13 protein-coding genes are annotated in these 17,827 nt (G+C 55.9%); 6 read left to right on the forward strand and 7 right to left on the reverse strand.

What is annotated here, in order from left to right; translation table 11 throughout:
• Positions 1–51: 51 nt before the first annotated feature.
• Entirely contained in the window at positions 52–936 is an 885-nt protein-coding gene (locus tag ACR0J2_RS09740) for a LysR substrate-binding domain-containing protein (RefSeq protein WP_480812439.1), read from the forward strand.
• A gap of 28 nt (positions 937–964) precedes the next feature.
• Here the strand turns inward: ACR0J2_RS09740 and ACR0J2_RS09745 are convergent, their stop codons facing one another.
• The 7 genes from ACR0J2_RS09745 to ACR0J2_RS09775 form a co-directional block, all read right to left on the reverse strand.
• Positions 965–2,986 carry a putative 2-aminoethylphosphonate ABC transporter permease subunit gene (locus tag ACR0J2_RS09745; RefSeq protein WP_480812440.1) on the reverse strand — a complete coding sequence of 674 codons (2,022 nt, stop codon included), beginning with the start codon at positions 2,984–2,986 and terminating at the stop codon, positions 965–967.
• Positions 2,983–4,116, reverse strand: coding sequence for a putative 2-aminoethylphosphonate ABC transporter ATP-binding protein (locus ACR0J2_RS09750; protein ID WP_480812441.1), 1,134 nt, complete (start codon positions 4,114–4,116; stop codon positions 2,983–2,985). Before ACR0J2_RS09750 ends, ACR0J2_RS09745 begins: the two co-directional genes overlap by 4 nt.
• Positions 4,117–4,248: 132 nt before the next feature.
• Positions 4,249–5,268, reverse strand: coding sequence for a putative 2-aminoethylphosphonate ABC transporter substrate-binding protein (locus ACR0J2_RS09755; RefSeq protein ID WP_170825226.1), 1,020 nt, complete (start codon positions 5,266–5,268; stop codon positions 4,249–4,251).
• 399 nt (positions 5,269–5,667) lie between these two features.
• Entirely contained in the window at positions 5,668–6,507 is an 840-nt protein-coding gene (locus ACR0J2_RS09760) for an EamA family transporter (protein WP_480812442.1), read from the reverse strand.
• Positions 6,508–6,774: 267 nt separating this feature from the next.
• A complete protein-coding gene (locus ACR0J2_RS09765; RefSeq protein WP_480812443.1) occupies positions 6,775–9,237 on the reverse strand; it encodes a GcvT family protein in 2,463 nt (820 codons plus the stop codon).
• Positions 9,238–9,323: 86 nt separating this feature from the next.
• On the reverse strand, positions 9,324–10,079 hold the full coding sequence (locus ACR0J2_RS09770; RefSeq protein WP_480812444.1) for a DeoR/GlpR family DNA-binding transcription regulator: 756 nt from the start codon (positions 10,077–10,079) through the stop codon (positions 9,324–9,326).
• Positions 10,080–10,986: 907 nt separating this feature from the next.
• Positions 10,987–11,640 (reverse strand): GntR family transcriptional regulator, encoded by a 654-nt coding sequence (locus ACR0J2_RS09775; protein WP_480812445.1) that lies wholly within the window; start codon positions 11,638–11,640, stop codon positions 10,987–10,989.
• On the opposite strand from ACR0J2_RS09775, the gene ACR0J2_RS09780 reads away from it, so the two are divergent.
• From ACR0J2_RS09780 to ACR0J2_RS09800, 5 genes are read left to right on the forward strand one after another with little or no spacing between them, the layout of a single operon-like run.
• The gene (locus ACR0J2_RS09780) at positions 11,639–12,976 is read left to right on the forward strand and encodes a Gfo/Idh/MocA family protein (protein WP_480812446.1); all 1,338 of its coding nucleotides are present in this window, start codon (positions 11,639–11,641) and stop codon (positions 12,974–12,976) included. The genes ACR0J2_RS09775 and ACR0J2_RS09780 overlap by 2 nt on opposite strands.
• Before the next feature lie 55 nt (positions 12,977–13,031).
• Positions 13,032–14,042: a sialic acid TRAP transporter substrate-binding protein SiaP gene (locus tag ACR0J2_RS09785; RefSeq protein ID WP_480812447.1), complete on the forward strand. Its 1,011-nt coding sequence runs from the start codon at positions 13,032–13,034 to the stop codon at positions 14,040–14,042.
• Positions 14,043–14,072: 30 nt separating this feature from the next.
• The gene (locus tag ACR0J2_RS09790) at positions 14,073–14,648 is read left to right on the forward strand and encodes a TRAP transporter small permease (RefSeq protein WP_170460347.1); all 576 of its coding nucleotides are present in this window, start codon (positions 14,073–14,075) and stop codon (positions 14,646–14,648) included.
• A complete protein-coding gene (locus ACR0J2_RS09795; protein ID WP_170328647.1) occupies positions 14,645–15,940 on the forward strand; it encodes a TRAP transporter large permease in 1,296 nt (431 codons plus the stop codon). Before ACR0J2_RS09790 ends, ACR0J2_RS09795 begins: the two co-directional genes overlap by 4 nt.
• Complete coding sequence (locus ACR0J2_RS09800) at positions 15,940–17,826, forward strand: bifunctional sugar phosphate isomerase/epimerase/4-hydroxyphenylpyruvate dioxygenase family protein (RefSeq protein ID WP_480812448.1); 1,887 nt, start codon at positions 15,940–15,942, stop codon at positions 17,824–17,826. The genes ACR0J2_RS09795 and ACR0J2_RS09800 overlap by 1 nt, the downstream gene beginning before the upstream one ends.
• Position 17,827: the final 1 nt, after the last annotated feature.

Here is a 17,827-nt window from a genome sequence, read left to right on the forward strand (position 1 = left end):
TATCGATCTAATTATAAGCTCAGCCTATGTACTGGGAAACGGGGATATGCGATGCGGCACAGTCAGCTCAAAGCCTTTCATTTTGTGGCTAAACACGGTGGGTTTTCGCGTGCAGCAGAAGCCTTGTATCTGACGCAGCCAGCCATTTCCGAGCAGGTGCGAAAGCTGGAACAGGATCACGATTTGTTGTTGTTCCAGCGCGAACGGAAACGTGTGACCCTGACCCGTGAAGGAGAGCAGCTTTACAGATACACCAAACAATACTTCGAGATCGAAGATCAGATCGAGGACTACCTTTCCGAGACCAAGGCCGTGGTTGATGGAGAGCTGCGTATCATCGCCGACTCAGCGCACCACCTGACAGCCTTTTTGGGGGCCTTTCAGAAGAAGAATCCGAACGTCACAATCACCGTGCGCTCGGGCAATACCGAGGAAATCCTGGAGGAACTCCGGTCCTATAATGCGGAGATCGGCGTTGTCGGCAGCCTGTCTCCGGGCAAGGACATGGAAATTCTGAGCCTTGGATCCACAGAGATCGTCGCCTTTGCGGCCCAGGGTTTGCTTTTGGCGTCCAAACCGACCCTGTCCCTGGAAGAGTTGTCAAAGCTGCCGCTTATCTTTCGCGAGACCGGGTCAAAAACGCGCCAGAAACTGGAAGATGAGGCCAAAAAGCACGGGATCATGCTTAAACCGGCGATCGTTGCCGAAGGGCGTGAAGCAATTCGGGAACTTGTGGCCTCCGGCGCCGGCATCGGTTTTGTTTCGCAGGCGGAATACGGGCACGATGACCGGCTGCGGCAGATCAAGTTGCAGGGGATCAACCTGCAAATGGGCGAGAGCATCATTTCGCTTTCGCAACGCCGCGAGGTGAAGATCATCCGCGCTTTCATGGAGTTCGTGCAGCGGACTTTGAAAGAAAACCCCGCCAATAGCTGATCGGCGGGGCAGGGAGTCAAAATGGCCGCTAGCGACTTCGCCAGGCTTGAGTGCGTTTCAGAATGCCCTTGGATGCAATCTGATGAATGATCCGGGCCGCGGCATTTGTATAGAAGATCATCATCCCCATTGCCGCCGCCGGTGCGATGTCTCCGGCATCATCCATATTCAGGACAGCGATTGAGGCGAGCGTGGTCTTGGGTGAGTACAGAAACACCACAGCCGACACGGTAGTCATCGCGTTGACGAACAGATAGATGGATATGTCCAGAACCGCTGGCAGGCAGACCGGAACCGTCACCCGTGCAAACAGCTTCATCGTCGGTTGCTTGAGCGACGCTGACACGGATTCGAACTCGCGGTCCATTTGCTTCAGGGCCGTCACCGCCGTCAGGTGCGATACGGTGTAGAAGTGCGTCACCGTACAGATCACCAAAATCGCCATTGTGCCGTAGATGCCGTTCAGCGGGTTTGACGGGTTGTTGAAGAAAAAGATGTAGGACAGCCCCAGTACCATGCCCGGAATGGCCATCGGCAACATCGCGAACATCTGAAAGATCGATCTGCCGGTGCGGAACCCTTGTGACTTCTCAACCAGGTAGGCCCCGAAGAACACAACCGCCGTGCCGATAATTGCAGTCAGCAGGGCCAGCCGGATCGAATTGAAATAAGACCCCCAGCCGCCGCCATCCATCTTGTCGAACTGATAGTTCCTCAGGCTCAGGCTCAGATCATAGGGCCAGAACTTGATCAGGGCAGCGAACTGGCACACTGCCAGAAGGCCAACGATGAACAGGCCGACCGCGCTGCAATAGGCCAGAAACAGGCGATCAGCTTTCGGGTTCGGAGTTGGCTGATACGGCACCGACCGGGCCGACAGCAGCGCCACCTGTTTGGACTGGACCATGCGGTCGATCGCAAAAGCCAGGATCGCCGGGATCACCAGAACCACGGACACGACCGCGCCCATCTCAAAGTTCTGCTGGCCGATCACCTGCTTGTAGATATCCACCGCAAGCACGTTGAACTGCCCGCCGATGACTTTGGGCAGGCCAAAATCGGTGATTACCAGATTGAACACAACAAAGGCTGCAGAGATCAGGCCGTACCTGGCGCCCGGAACAGTGACCGTCCAGAACGTGCGCCACGGCGTCGATCGCAGGCTTGCCGCAGCCTCGTAAAGCCGTGCATCCGAAATCGCCAGCGCCGTTGAGATGATCAGGAAGGCATGCGGAAAGGTGAAGAAGACCGAGCCTATCACAATGCCGATCGGACCATAGATGCTGGCGCCGAACAGCAGTTCTTTGATCATGCCTTGATTACCAAACAGGTATACCAAGGCGATACCCGGCAGCAGCGACGGAACGAGAATTGGCGCCATTGCGATCAGGCGAAAGACACCTTTGAACCGCATGCAGCTGCGGTTGAGCGCGTAGGCAAACCAGAAGGCCAGCGTCACGGTGACGATCGTGCTGACAACCGAAATCCAAAGCGAATTCTTGATCGAATTGAACAGCGCGGGCGTGGAGAAGTAGTTTACAAAGTTATCCAATCCCCTGGACTGGACGGGCCGAAGTTGAACCCGCCGAAAGGTATTGGAATCCAGCTCGACCCAATCGGTTCCTTCCTGCAAAGTTGATCCGACCAGGAACCGACCGGTATCCGTCGTGTTCCGGATCTGATACATGACCGGGCTGCGGAAACTGAAATCCGGGAAGAAACCTGTAACAGGCAAGCGCCCGTCCGAACCCGTCACAAGATCGGTGTCGGCAAATGCTCCGGTTCCGCGGTTCAGCGCATCGCCCGACAGGATCGTTCCATCAAAACTCCCTGCGTCATCGCTGACCTGAAACTCGTATTGGGACAGTTCCACCCGATAGGTGGAAAACGACTTTGAGAGCATCGTGTAAAGCGGCAGCGCCAGCGTCACGATCAGATACAGCACGATGACCATCATGCTTCCGCGCATCAGGATGTCGTCGCGGCTGAGCTTGGGTTTGATGATTGGGCCGGGGGGCAAAGTGTTACTGTTGGTAGAAGCGGTACTCATGCCCCGGTCTCCGGTACGTCAAAGGCCATCAGGCGGTCTTCGGGAAGCTCGATCATCATCGTCCGCCCTTCTGCCAGCTCAAGGCGGCGTACGGCATTGATCGAGAAATCCGCGATCAGCTCCGAAGTGCCGAACCGCTCATTGCTCAGGCGGCACCGCCAGAACGAACCAAGGAACTCCATCTCGGTGATCAGTACTTCGAAGGCGTTTTCCGGGGTGGTAATTGTATCCGGCGCACCCGGAGACCGCGCACCTTCTCCATGTGGAATGACATCATCAGGTCGGACAGCAGCTATGACGCGGCTTCCTTTCTGATGCGAATGCAGCGTGCATTTCAGCACGGACCCGCCCAGTTCTATCGTCTGAGGGTCACCGGCAACTGCCGACAGCTGGTTCATCTCGCCAATGAAGTCGGCGACAAACAAGTTCCTTGGATGGCGGTATATCTCGGTGGGCGATCCCACCTGTTCAATCACGCCATGGTTCATGACCACGATCCGGTCCGCCATGGCCAGCGCCTCTTCCTGGTCATGCGTCACCATCACGGTGGTCACGCCCAGCTTGCGTTGCAACTCTTTGATTTCATGCCGCAAATGGACGCGTACTTTTGCATCAAGCGCCGAAAGGGGTTCGTCCAGAAGCAGCAGACCGGGCTTGGTTGCGATGGCGCGGGCCAGGGCAATCCTTTGCTGCTGCCCACCCGACAACTGTGCCGGATATTTTTTGCCCTGATCCGGCAGGCCGACGAGATTAAGCAACTCATTCACACGTACAGCGATTTCAGATTTGCTGTGGCCCGAGTTTTCCAGACCAAAGGCAATGTTCTTTTCAATCGTGAGGTTCGGAAACAGCGCATAGGACTGAAACACGATCCCGAAGTCTCGCTCGGACGGGGGCAGGTTGGACACGTCCTTGCCGTCCTGCATGACCGTCCCCTTGGTCTGCAAATCCAGACCGGCGATAGCGCGGAGCAGGGTCGTTTTCCCGCAACCCGACGGGCCCAGAAAACAAACGAATTCACCATCGTTGATTTCCAGCGAAATATCCTTGAGAGCGAGAAAGCTGCCGAACGCCTTCCACAAATTCTGGATGCTGAGATACAGTTCACCGGGAGGTGTTTTCTGAAGCACGGGAGAGGTCCTCACATCTGCACCTCGGGCATGGCTGATCCGGGCCGGGCATTGCCAGGTGCGCAGGTCACGTTTTTGGGAAAAAAAGAAGGGCGCGCAGGAGAGGCAAAAGCACCCCTCCTGCTATCGTTTTTATTTCGCTTCCGACTTTCCGTCATAGCGAGACTGCCATTCCTTCAGGATTGCCGCACGGTTATTCGCGGCAAACTCAAAATCATTGTCAATCATGGCATCCAGAAGACCGTCTGGGAAGTGCTCAACCGGTTTTGCGACGCCGGGATAGGCCACAACCGCATAGCCGGTGTTGTACATTTCGTTGGCTTCCTTGGTGACTGTGAAATCAACCAGTTTCTGAGCGGCTTCCAGATTTGCCGTTCCGGCGACAATTGCGGTGGCTTCCATGTCCCAGCCTACGCCTTCGGACGGGACGATAATCTCAAGCGGTGCGCCATCCGCCTTGGACTTGGCACCGCGGAAGGCAAACGAGATACCGATCGGGATTTCGCCCGCTGCCGCCAGCTTGCAGGGTTTGGACCCTGAATGCGTATAGCGCGCAATATTTTCGTGCAGCGCGTCCATGTACTCCCAGCCGCCTTCTTCACCGAACATTTGCAGCCAGCTTGAAACGTCAAGGAACCCGGTGCCGGACGAGTTCGGGTTCGGCATGATAACCTGATCCTTGTACATCGGGTCAGTGAGGTCTTTCCACGAGGTGGGTGGCTTCAGCCCGGCCTTTTCGGCCTCGACCGTGTTGTAGCAGACGGATGCAACCCAGGCATCCATGCCAACCCATGCGGGTGGATTGTCGCCATCGACAAACTTGGGATCCAGGTTCTCGACGCCGGCGGGCGCGTAGGGTTCCAGCATGCCTTCCGATTTGAGCAGTAGCAGCGACGTAGCCGCCAGCCCCCATACGACGTCTGCCTGGGGGTTGTCCCGCTCTGCCAGCAGTTTGGCGGTGATGATCCCGGTCGAGTCGCGAACCCAGTTGATCTTGATGTCAGGATTGCTTTGGTTGAACGTCTCGGCATAGCGGGCCAGATCTTCCGCCTCGACGGCGGTGTACACTGTCAATTCTGTTTCCGATGCCGCAACCGTCGCGGTCATTGCGCTGACGGCCAGAGCGGCAAGAAATGATGTCGTGTGTTTCATTGTTATCCTCTGTTGGTGATTTCTTGACGGGTTCGCCATTCTTGCGCAGCGTTCTATTCAGATTTGTATCAACAGTTTGACAGATAAAAACTTCAAGAAAAATCGATTATATCTTCAACATCATAAGTGCACCCTATGGAAAAGCAGCTATGGATTGCCGACGGTTGCGATCAATTCCGGCAACGGAGCGGCAGGGGCTAACCGTTTGAAGCCGCTTATTTTGCATACTTTTGGTGCCGTCCAGTATTGTCGCCCCCGGCGCGGACCAGAGCCTGAACGCAGGCGGGATCGGTATTGTTCCTGCGGCGGTCCGACATCCAGCCGGATCTATGATGAAGATCAGTACTTCTTTCATGCGTGTTTCCGGGTTCCGCGTCCGAAATCTGCCCTCAGATTTCGTTATCTCGCCATTGCCAAAACCAAAATGCCAAGCGCCACGATTGTCGCCGCAAGAAGCCTGTTGGATTTGGGCCCTTCGCCAAACCACATGACGCCAATAATCGACGCAAAGATCACGGAACTTTCTCTGAGTGCCGACACCACACCCAAGGGCGCAATCGTCTTGGCATACAGCACCAGTCCGTAGGCCAGGCCGGAAATGACGCCGCCCGCCAGACCTGCCCAGACAAAGCGACTGGGCAGTGCCACAAGGCGCTGCCATCGGGTCGTGAAGATGAACCCAGCAACAATAATTTCGGCGACGAACAAGGCCGCGATGTATCCCAATGCGTTCTCGGACAGCCGAATGCCGATACCATCCACAATCGAATAGGACGCAATCATCAGGCCCGTGCCAAGGGCTGCCGCTATGGCGATCCAGTTCGTTTGTCTGCCCAACCCAGCAAGTGACAGGCACCCTATACCTGCCGAGATGCAGAGTATGCCGATCCATGCGACCGTCGAAAGAAGCTCTCCCGCAAACAAAATTGCGCCAAGCGCGACCAGAACAGGCGTGATCCCGCGCGAGATGGGGTAAACCATCGACAGGTCGCCATGTTTATATGCGGTGTTCAGAAACCAGTAATACCCCCAGTGGATCAGGGTCGAACCAACGATAAAGGGAAAAGCCGCCCAAACCGGTAACCCGAAGAACGGCAACGCAAACAGCGCAGGGATTGCGTGGCCAAGTGATACCAGCCCCAAAACGATTGCTTTGTCGAGCGCCCCTTTGACAACCGCATTCCAGAGCGCATGCAAAAAGGCAGCGGTCAAAACGATAAGAAGCGCCGAGGTCGTCATTGCGAGCCGAAGGAATGGTTTGGTTTGTTGGCGTGCATCAGAACTCCGACCTCAATGCGCTGATACGCGCGCGCGTTTGGTTTGCCGGCGCAAGTGCGTGGCACGCGACCGACAGAACCGAACCGGAGGTCTGTTCGTCAAGGACAAGCTGGTCCAATGGCAAACTATCGCAACGCAGAAAACCGAATTTGGAGGTTTGGTTCGCTTCGGACCCGATAACCGAACGGTGTTTCATCCAGGTCCATTTCAGCAGGTTGTCATCCAAGATTAGCCGTCCACCTTCGGCCGCTCGCTTTTGGTATCGTACGGGGCTCGCATATAGGCTGTTGCCGACAACCGGGTTCCGGCAAGGTCGATTTCAAAGGTCCCGTCGCGGATAAAGTCGGCCGTTACCGGCCGGGGCGCGTCCAACCGGCAAAGTGCAACGGCCGCGCCCAGCGTATGGCCATAAGCGGCCGAGCGGACCTCGCCGATTTCGACGCCGTCATACAACACGGCCTCACCACCCCACAGTTGTGCCGAGCCATCATCAAGCACCAGTTGCACGATGCGTGTTTTCAGGTGATCGGGGTCCTCTTTTGCCGCCAGCAGAGCGTCTTTCCCGATAAAGCCGCCGGGCTTTTCGAAATCGACCGCAAAACTCAACCCTGCCTGCAACGGTGTGATATCGGGCGTCAACTCTCGGCTCCAGGCGCGGAAACCCTTTTCCAGGCGCAGCCCTTCCAGCGCGTAGTATCCCGCATCGCGGATGCCGAACTCGGCCCCGGCGCGCATCAGATCCTCGTATACGCCAACGGTGAATTCGACCGGCACCACCAGTTCCCATCCCAATTCACCCACATAGGTCATGCGGTTGGCCAGAACCGTGGCATAGCCTAGATCGATTTCCTGATGGGTGGCAAACGGGAAGGCCGCGTTGGACAGATCGGCCTTGGTCAGTTTGTTCAGAACCGCGCGGGCCTTCGGCCCCATGACCGCCAGAACCGACCATGCGGCCGTGACATCGGTCAGGAACACGTGGGCATCCGCGTCGAAATTCTTGCGAATCCAGTCCGCGTCATGCACCGCCTGGGCCGAGCCGGTGATCAGAAGGAACTCCTGCGCTTTCAGGCGCAGCACTGTCAGGTCGGATTCGTACCCGCCGCGTTCGTTCAGCAGACCTGTGTAGACCGTGCATCCCACCGGGACGTCGACATTTGCCGCGCAAATGCGGTTCAACTGTGCACAGGCATCCCGGCCCTGAACCAGCAGCTTCGCGAACGAGCTTTGATCGAAGATCGACACGCCCTCGCGGGTGTTCCTATGCTCGGCCGCAACTGCGTCATGCCAGTTCTGGCGGCCAAAACTGTATTGAATCTGGGGTGCTTCGCCTTCCGCCGCAAAGAAATTCACCCGCTCCCAGCCCATCTTTGATCCGAACACAGCATTTTTTGCCGCCAGGCGGTCGTAAAGGGCCGAGCGGCGGAACGGGCGCGCGGTGTCCAGTTCGCGATTGGGCCAGGGCATGGCATAGTGAAGCCCCAGCGTTTCCGTGACCCGATCGTGCAGCCACGTCGGGTTGTTGTTGAAGTTTGCGAACCGCCGGATATCGACAGCAAACAAATCCGAAGTCGGAGCCCCCTCGACAATCCATTCAGCCAAAGCACGCCCCGCCCCACCGGCGCTGGCAATTCCCATCGAGTTGAACCCGGCCCCCACAAAGAAGTTCTTCAGTTCGGGTGCCTCGCCCAGAAGGTAGTTGTTGTCGGGGGTGAAGCTTTCAGGCCCGTTGTAGAATTTGCGCACACCGGCGTCGGCCATCTGCGGAACCCGGATCAGCGCATTTTCCAGCAGGATTTCAAACTGGTCCCAGTCATCCGGCAGTAGCTGGAAGAAGAACTTGTCGGGGATGCCGTCCATTGCCCATGGCTTGGCTTCTGGCTCGAACCCGCCCATCACCAGGCCGCCGGTTTCCTCTTTGAAATAGATATAGCCGTCCGGGTCGCGCAGCACAGGCAGGCCAGGCTTCACGCCTTTGATCTGTTCGGTCACGATGTACATATGCTCGGCCGAATGCAGCGGTACGTTGACGCCGCACATTTTGCCCAGTTGGCGCGCCCACTGACCGCCGCAGTTCACCACAATCTCGGCTTTGATGGTACCATGGTCGGTCACGACACCGCTGACTGCCCCGTCTTTGGTCAGAATATCGGTAACCTCGATACCTTCTATGACTTTGGCGCCGCCCATGCGCGCGCCCTTGGCCAGAGATTGTGTCAGATCGGTCGGGTTGGCCTTGCCGTCGCCGGGCATCCACAGCCCACCCTTGACGTCACCCACCTGCATCACAGGCCATTTATCCTGCGCCTCCTGCGGGGTGATGACCTGTACCTCGACCCCCTGCGCGCGGGCTGCGGCCGCCGTGCGCAGCAGCATTGTCATACGGTCCTCCGTGCGTGCCACGGTAACGGAACCGCATTCCATCCAGCCTGTGGCCAGCCCGGTCTCGGCCTCAAGCTGAGAATACAGTTCGGTCGAATAGCGGATCAGATTGGTCATCGCAGGCTGACTGCGCAACTGACCAACCAGACCCGCCGCGTGCCAGGTAGTGCCGCAGCTCAGCTGTCCCTGTTCCAACAGCACCACATCACGATGCCCCATCTTCGTCAGGTGATACGCGACCGAGCAGCCAACAATGCCGCCCCCCACAATGACAGTTTGCGCGCTGTGCGGAAGTTGGGTGCTGGCCATTGCCTTGCTCCGTGCAGAAGGAATCGGATCTGCACACACCTTATCGCTAGTTTGCAAAACTTGGCAAATATTTTCTTTTATTTGCGTTATGCCCGCACAATATCCATTGGGTGGGTTTCCAGCGCTTCGGAAATGTCCTTGGGCAGTTCACCGTCAACAACAAGGGTCACGTCAAAGGGCAAAGCTTTCATGGCGATCTGCCCAACCACCCCGAACTTGCTGCTGTCCGCCAAAAGGAAAGGGTGCTGTGCCCGTTCCATCATCATGTGGCGCAAGTTGGCGCCTTCCAGCGAGAAATAGGTGAGCAAGGCCCGCGCGCTGATCCCGCCAACCCCGACCAGCGCGTATTCCGCGTTGTATCTGGAAAGGTGTTCCAGCGTATCCAGACCCATTGTTGCATTCTCGGAAAAATCCAGCCGTCCGCCCAGCAATGTGATCTCTGCCGCTGCCGGTGTCAGAACCGAGGCAATTGTTAAGTCATTCGTGTATATCGTTAATTCACGGCGGGTGGCCGCCAGAGCCTGAGCTGCGGCAAGCGTCGTCGACCCATTGTCAATGATCACGCTGGCCCCGTCCGGGATCGCGCTGGCGACATAGGCTCCAATACGCTCCTTGCCCGCACGGTTGGTTTGGGTGCGGTCTGTCATAGGAGGCTCATGCCTGCGCACTCTGGTTGCCCCGCCACGCACCTGGTTGAGCTTGTTTTCCTGGGCCAACTGCTCGATATCCTTGCGCACGGTTTCCCGTGATACGCCAAGACGTTCAGTCAGAGAACGAATAGAAACCGCAGGCTGGCGCGACACTTCTTCGAGAATGATTGCATGACGTTCGGATGGCAGCACGAGAGACTCTCAATGATCGCATGGGGCTACAGAATGCCAAATTTCGCAAAAAAATCCAGCCGGGAGTTGCAAAAGCGACTGCGCGATTTGTCAAAGGGCTTCGGGGCGCGGCGTTCGTGGATCCCGGATAGCTCTCTGCTGTTCATCGAAACGTGTCGCGATAAGCCAAACGTTCTTTCGCTGTCACAGCAGTGCCCAGCCAGCCGCGCGGCCGCAAGAGCGGACGGTCCCCGCCAATACGCTTCGTGCGCAATTGGGCGGTCTGACTTTCCTCAATTCAGGGAAAGCGTGCTGTTCAGGTGTTTCAAATACCCGAAATCAATGCGCTCGCTGCTCCAACAAATCCAGCGCCGGCCACGACGCTTGCGAGTACAATACAAAAAACTTCTAATGCGCTGAGTTTCATTTTTCTGCCCTGCCCAAATGCCCCGCTCGACTTAAAGCATCTCATGAGTTTCAAAAAGAGAGCCGTGGTTGACGTGGCGGAATGCTGCTACAAGCGCGGCGTGTTTTCGCTCAGCAGTGAGTTTTGGTCGTTCGGATCGGATACCGTTGGGGGTGTCAGAAGCTTGATCTGTAGGGGCGCGCATCACGGCCGTTCGCCCGAGTTGACGGATTCCGGCGCAATTTTGTGACGCAATTTGCCCCCTGAAATCATGGTCCGGAGCGACGGGCTGGCTCAACCTTGATGCAAGTGATTGATTTTAGTGGTAGCGGAGGTCCGTCTTGGACACAAACCCCACACATTAACCCTCTGTAAAATACGGGTGCCGCAACCTTCGAGGGGCAAGCTGAAAGGTCAATTGTCGTAGCGGTACCTTGACTGGCGAATTCGATCAAAAGAATGTGGCCTTCACCGCGTTGTCCTACGTTGAAGGCCGTCGCAATTGCGGCACGGCGGAATGGCCTACATAGCCTCCAAGGTATGCTCGAGGCCATTTCGTATGTGATCTTCCAACAACTTCTTGGCTATATCCGCGTCTCTGGCCAATGCGGCATCGAACATGTGTTTGTGTTCTTTGGCTGCTACCTCACCTCGATAGGTCAATACGAGCATCTGGTAGCGAAGATATTTGTCATAGATGATTGAGTGAAGGGATAGAAGATTCTTGGAGTTGCAGGCTGCTATCATCGCTTGATGAAACTCCGAGTCGTACCTCTTCCAGGTTTCTTTCTCAGAGTCATCTCCTTTGAGAAGCCGTTGCTCCATCAAATGCAGCTTATGATGAGCGGCGACGAGGTTCCCCTCCCAATCCGTGTCACCATTCTCGATGGATAACTCCAACGCGTGGCATTCCAACAGGACACGCAGCTCTGATATCTCGATCAGGTCTTCACGGGAGACCGGTGTAACCAGGAACCCCCGTTGCTCAGGAGCTTCGACAAATCCGTCGCTGGCGAGCCTGTTCAGGGTCTCACGAAGTGTGGAAAGGCTTGCCGAGTAGCGTTCCTTCAAGGCGTCCAGCTTCAGTTTGGAGCCGGGCTGCAGCTCCCCGAAGATGATGTCCCGCTTGATGCGCTGATAGGTGCTTGCACCTATCGTAGACGGCTGTTTCGCCATGCGTTTCACCCGATATTATCAGTTTCCTCGTTCAATTAGCATTTTTCAGAGACATCAGCAATCCAAACTGATGTATGGTAAAAATAAAAATACCATACATTATTGCGGAATCGCGAAAACCCCAATACGATCGTGGCCAAGTTGGGCAAAGCGGCCCGATCGCAATCATCGGATTCGGGATTTTCCGGACCCTCCGGAAGGAAGCAAAGTGTCTAAGAATTTTCGCATTGCCATTGTCGGCATTGGTCTTGTTGGGCGCCGCCACGCAGACGCTATACGAGCGTTGCGCCATGTTGATCTCGTCGCGGTGGTCGACCCCAGCGATGAAGGTCGTGCCTACGCCGTTGAGCACGGGGTCGCATGTTACGCGACCCTCGAGGAAATGTTTGCAAATCAGACGCCGGACGGAGCTGTTCTTGCGACCCCGACCACGCTTCATGTCGAACAAGGCCTCACGTGTGTTCGACATGGTTGTCCCCTTCTTGTCGAAAAACCGATCGCCGTGGAAGCCACCGCTGCACTTGAGCTTGTTCAAGCAGCGGAGAAGGCCAATGTGCCACTGATGGTCGGACATCATCGTCGACACAATCCTCTGATCCGGTCGGCTAAGGAAGCCATTGTCGATGGGAGGATTGGAGATGTGCGTGCTGTCCATGCGAATTGCTGGTTTTATAAGCCAGACGAGTATTTTGATGCTGCGCCCTGGAGAAAGAAACCCGGTGCAGGGCCCATCTCGGTCAATCTTGTCCACGATGTTGATCTGCTGCGGTACCTGGCCGGAGAAGTTATGACCGTACAGGCTCAGTCGGCTGCTTCGCAGCGGGGTTACGACAACGAAGATGTTGCTGGTGCTCTGTTGACGTTCGAAAGCGGGGCGATAGGAACCATAAGTGTGTCCGACAGCATCGTTGCTCCATGGAGCTGGGAGATGACGTCTCAGGAATATCCAATTTATCCTTCGACCACTGAGAGTAGCTACATGATAGGTGGCTCTCATGGTTCGTTGTCCGTTCCCGATCTTCGATTGTGGAGTTATCAGAGTGAACAAAGGGACTGGTGGACACCTATTTCATCGACCGCGCTGAAGAAGGGTGCGTCTGACCCCTTGGTCAATCAGCTCAGGCACTTTGTTGAAGTAGCTCGGCACGAAGCAGAACCGATTGTGTCTGGATGGGAGGGTTTCAGAACGCTTCAAGTTATTGAAGCTATTCAGAATTCCTGCAGAACAGGCGAGACTGTCAGGATAGGAACACTTCTGGAAACGCAGCAACAGAAATTGCAGGTAACGCAAAATATCAGATATTTTGTAAAAAATCTTGCAAAATGTCCAAAATAGGTCAAAACTCTGAATCGCAAAAAAGAAGCATCATGATGTCTCAGGGAGGAGCAAAGTGATTACCAAACTTACTCGCCGGGCTGCTGTATCAGCCTTGGTCGCAACCGGTGTTCTGTTCAGCGCAACAAGTGGTGCGCTGGCGGAAGACAAAGTGCAACTGCGGCTCGCAACATCAGGATCGGAGACCGACCAGCGCTCGGTCGCTATGGCCGAGGTTTTCGCACCCATGGTCGCTGAATTTGCGACGTATGAGCCCAGCTATAACGGCACAATCTTCGCCCAAGGCACCGAGTTGGACGCCATCAGCCGGGGTAACCTGGAAATGTCGATTACCTCGGCGCAGGAACTGGCACAGTTCTTCCCCGAGTTTTCGATCTTTACCGCAGGCTATGTCCACCAGGACGCCGCGCATCAGGTGGCTGTCTTCAACGATCCCTTGATGGATGCCTTTAAGCAAAAGGCCGAAGAAGAACTGGGCGTCAAACTGCTGTCGGTCATGTATCTGGGCCGTCGTCAGGTGAACCTGCGCCAACCAAAGGAGGAACTGACTGTCAGCACCCCGGCTGATCTGGAGGGTGTGAACCTGCGGATGCCGGGCACAGATGCGTGGCAATTCCTTGGCAAAGCGCTGGGTGCCGCCCCGACACCAATGGCGTTCTCAGAGGTTTACACAGCTCTGTCGACCGGTGCCGTTGACGGTCAGGACAACCCATTGCCGACCGTGGTTGATGCCAAGTTTTACGAAGTGACCAATCAGATCATCCTGACATCGCACTTGGTCGACTTGAACTATATCGCCATCGGCAAAGAGGTTTGGGACGGGCTGACACCGGAACAGCAAGCCAAGGTTCAGGAAGCTGCGGACGCAGCAGCTGAATCAGGCCGTCAGAAGCAGCTTCAGAAAGAAGAAGATCTTGTCAGTTTTCTGAAAGAGCAAGGAATGGAGATCTACGAACCCGATCTCGCCGCGTTCCGCGATCAGGTACAGTCTATGTATCTGGACAGCGAATTCGCTGGCTCATGGCCCGAAGGCGTTCTGGATCAGATCAACGCTTTGGGCAACTGAGCCCAGTAAGACAAGGGAGGGAGAACCATAATGAAAGCCTTCATAAAGGGGTTCTCCCGACTGACCGAAGCGATTGCCGGCGGGATGCTGGCGGCAATCTTCCTAATCTTCCTTCTGCAAATTCTTCTGCGGTACTTCTTTACACCCGCCGGTTGGACGCTTGAACTTATCGGTATTCTGTGGGTCTGGGTGATCTTCTTCAGTTGCGCATTCATCGTGCGCGAGAGGGATCATGTAAAGTTCGACATCATCTACCTTTCCGTGCCGATGCGCGTGCGGCAGGTCTTTGCGATGCTGGCGGCCGCAGCGATCGTGGTCGGTATGCTCTACAGCTTCCTTCCAACGTGGGACTACATTGATTGGATGAAAATCCGAAAGACATCGACTGTCCGCAATCCGTTTTCCGGCGAGAAGATACCTTTGCGCACAGTATTCTCGATTTACGCGGTATTCATGCTGGTCGTAGCAGCGCGCTACGCGTGGCTATTCTTCGACGTCATGCGCAATGGCCCCCCAAAGACAGAGTTGGAACTGGTTGTTGGGTACAACGTGGTTGACGACCATCCCCGTGTCGACGTCGAAGAGGACGAGGAAGTTAAGAAATGAGTTTTGAACTTCTTTCCTGCCTGCTCGCTCTCTTTCTTCTGGCAGGCATCGGGACACCTATCGGCTATTCCATCCTCTTGGCCTCATTGGTGTATCTGGGCACAGCCGGACTGGACGTAGCACTCGCAGGCGAGAAGATCCTGCAAGGCTTCTACAAAAGCACGATCCTGCTTGCCGTGCCTTTGTTCATCGTCGCCGCGAATATCATGAACGCTGGTTCGATCACGGACCGTCTGCTGAACTTCTGCGTTGCAGCTGTCGGTCGTTTCAAGGGCGGCCTCGGGCACGTAAACGTGGTAGCGTCTCTGATCTTTTCCGGTATGTCCGGCTCGGCTGTCGCGGATGCCGCGGGGATCGGCAAGATTATCATTGAAATGATGACTAAAGATGGCCGCTACAGCCGAGGTTACGCAGCCGCGATCACGGCGGCGTCGGCGACGATTGGCCCGATCATTCCGCCCTCGATCCCGATGGTTTTGTACGCGCTCGTTTCCAAGGCCTCTATCGGGTCGCTGTTCCTGGCCGGTATTCTTCCGGGCCTGATCATGGGCGTCGTCCTCATGGCGATGAACTATTATCTGGCCGGAAAGCGGAACTTTGCATTGGAAGAACCTGTTCCACTGCGCGAATTGCCGGCTAAAACCGCCAACGCGTTTCCGGCACTGCTGATGCCCGCAATCCTGCTGTACGGCATATATGGCGGCGTCACCACTCCGACCGAGGCTGCAGCCGTGGCTGCGTTCTACGCCCTGCTACTTGCAGCGTTGTTCTACCGCGCACTGACCTTCCGTGGCCTTTATCAAGTGTTCGTCGACAGCGCGCGCTCTTCCGCAGCGGTCGGGGTGGTCATTGGTGGCGCGTTCATTCTGAACTTCATCGTCATTCAGGAGCAAATTCCTCAGTCGATCTCGGCACTGCTGGAGGGTTCTGATGTAAGCCCGATTGTGTTCCTGATCCTGGTTAACCTGCTGATCCTTGCGCTGGGATGCGTGTTAGACGCAACAACGATCATCCTGGTGATTGTGCCCCTGTTCATTCCAACCTGCGAAGCGCTTGGGATTGATCTGGTGCATTTCGGGGTGCTGGTCGTCGTGAACTCGATGATCGGTTTGATCACGCCGCCCTATGGCATTCTACTCTTTGTGATCAACGCCGTTACGGACATTCCGCTGCGTGAAATCATCTCGGAAATCTGGGCGTTCCTCGCGGTTCTCATCTTCGCCTTGGTGATCATGATGCTGATGCCGGATCTGGTCCTGTGGTTGCCTCGTATGTTTGGGTATCAGGGATAATGTGCCTCTCAGTTTCGACAACGTCGATTCCCGGTGATCTGGCCGAAAAACTGAGTGCTATCGCTGACGCGGGATTCGGGGGTGTCGAATTACACGAACCGGATTTGACCGCTTTTGACAAACCGCCATCGCAAGTTCGGAACATTGCATCAGATCTCGGCCTCAAGATTTGCCTGCTACAACCCTTCCATAACCTTGAAGGCCAGCCCGATGCCGGACGTGAGCGCGCCTTTGATTGGCTGAAGCGCAAACTCGACCTGATGAGCGAGTTGGGAACGGAATTGCTGCTAATTGGGTCCGCGTTTGAGGTCGATGCCGCTGCGACCGAAGAACAGGTAATCGCAGATCTTGGCGAAGCGGCCGAGATCGCAAAAGAGATGGGGTTGCGTCTGGCCTATATGGGCTTGCCATGGTCAAATCTTATTCACTCGGATGAACAGGCGTTAGGCGTCGTTGAAGCTGTCGACAGCCCTCATCTGGGGTTGGCTTTGAATTCCTTCTTCTCGCTTGCCGACGGGTCCAAACCAGCCCGCCTTCGGGACATTCCTGGAGAGCGGCTGTTTCATGTGCAACTGTCCGATGCACCGCGACTTGAGATGGATATTCGCAGGCTCAAACGGCACTTTGGGCTTCTTCCAGGGCTTGGGTCGCTGAACCTTGCGGGCTTTGTGCGGGTGTTGTCCCGCGCCGGATACAAGGGGCCTTGGTCCATTGCGCGCGTCAACGAAGCAGCGCCTCAACCAGGTGGCCGGACACTGGCCCGAGACAGCTACAGGTCGCTGGTGAACCTGTTAGATGAGGTTTCCCGGACCGAGCCGGGAACCGATTTTGGCATCCCGGACCTGCCGGAACGCGTCTATGCGTCAGGCTTCGAATTCGTCGAATTTACAGCCGACGAAACAAGCGGCGCGCAGCTGGCAGATATGCTGTCAGCAATGTGTTTTCGAATGGAGCGAAAACACGTAACCAAGTCCGTCGAGCTGTGGCGGCAGGGCGCGATAAACATCGTCGTGAATACCGAAAAGGAAGGATTTGCCTACTCTGCGTTCCTGGGTCACGGCCCCTCCGTTTGTGATATGGGGTTGCGTGTCAAAGATGCGGATCAGACGGTTCAGCGAGCGACAGCGTTGGGCGCGCCGAATTTCTCACAGCCGGTAGGGACCGGGGAACTGGACATCCCGGCCATCCGAGGTGTTGGTGGCAATGTTGTCCATTTCATAGATGAGAAATCCGATCTGCATCGGGTTTGGGACATCGAGTTCGAGCCAGTCGCCAAGACCAAAGCGATCCAGCCTGCTGGCCTGCGCCGCATCGACCATCTGGCACAGACGATGCGTAACGATGAGATGCAAAGCTGGCTGCTCTATTACATTTCGACTTTTGAGATGGCTAAATCCCCGATCGTGAACGTTGCCGACCCGTCGGGTGTTGTGCAAAGCCAAGCCATCGAAAGCCCCGAGGGCGAAGTGCGTTTAAACCTGAATGGTGCAGTTGGGCGTCGAACACTGGCGGCTTCATTCCTTGAAGACGGTTTTGGCGCTGGTGTTCAGCACATCGCCTTCCAGTCGGACGACATATTTGAAACCTCGGCCCAATTGCGGAAGTCCGGCTTTCCCAGCCTGTCCATCCCAGAAAACTACTACGCTGATCTGCAAGCGACATTCGGGTTAAGTGAAGACCTGATCGCCCGAATGCGCAGGGATAACATACTCTACGACCAGGCGGCGGGTGCCGAGTATTTTCAGATCTACAGTCGTCCTATCTTTAACGGCTTTTTCTTTGAAATTGTTGAGCGCCGAACTGGTTACGCCGGTTTTGGCGCGCGTAACGCTGCGTTTCGATTAGCGGCGCAAACGCGACACCACGTGGTGGAAGGAACAACCTAAT

The organism is Ruegeria sp. CG4 (assembly GCF_056537185.1).

Coding starts and splice junctions, on each gene's coding strand:
- ACR0J2_RS09800 (WP_480812448.1), top strand. CDS start 15,940: ATGTGCCTCTCAGTTTCGACAACGTCGATTCCCGGTGATCTGGCCGAA.
- ACR0J2_RS09790 (WP_170460347.1), top strand. CDS start 14,073: ATGAAAGCCTTCATAAAGGGGTTCTCCCGACTGACCGAAGCGATTGCC.
- ACR0J2_RS09765 (WP_480812443.1), bottom strand. CDS start 9,237: ATGGCCAGCACCCAACTTCCGCACAGCGCGCAAACTGTCATTGTGGGG.
- ACR0J2_RS09745 (WP_480812440.1), bottom strand. CDS start 2,986: ATGAGTACCGCTTCTACCAACAGTAACACTTTGCCCCCCGGCCCAATC.
- ACR0J2_RS09775 (WP_480812445.1), bottom strand. CDS start 11,640: ATGGCGAAACAGCCGTCTACGATAGGTGCAAGCACCTATCAGCGCATC.
- ACR0J2_RS09780 (WP_480812446.1), top strand. CDS start 11,639: ATGCGTTTCACCCGATATTATCAGTTTCCTCGTTCAATTAGCATTTTT.
- ACR0J2_RS09795 (WP_170328647.1), top strand. CDS start 14,645: ATGAGTTTTGAACTTCTTTCCTGCCTGCTCGCTCTCTTTCTTCTGGCA.
- ACR0J2_RS09740 (WP_480812439.1), top strand. CDS start 52: ATGCGGCACAGTCAGCTCAAAGCCTTTCATTTTGTGGCTAAACACGGT.
- ACR0J2_RS09760 (WP_480812442.1), bottom strand. CDS start 6,507: ATGACGACCTCGGCGCTTCTTATCGTTTTGACCGCTGCCTTTTTGCAT.
- ACR0J2_RS09755 (WP_170825226.1), bottom strand. CDS start 5,268: ATGAAACACACGACATCATTTCTTGCCGCTCTGGCCGTCAGCGCAATG.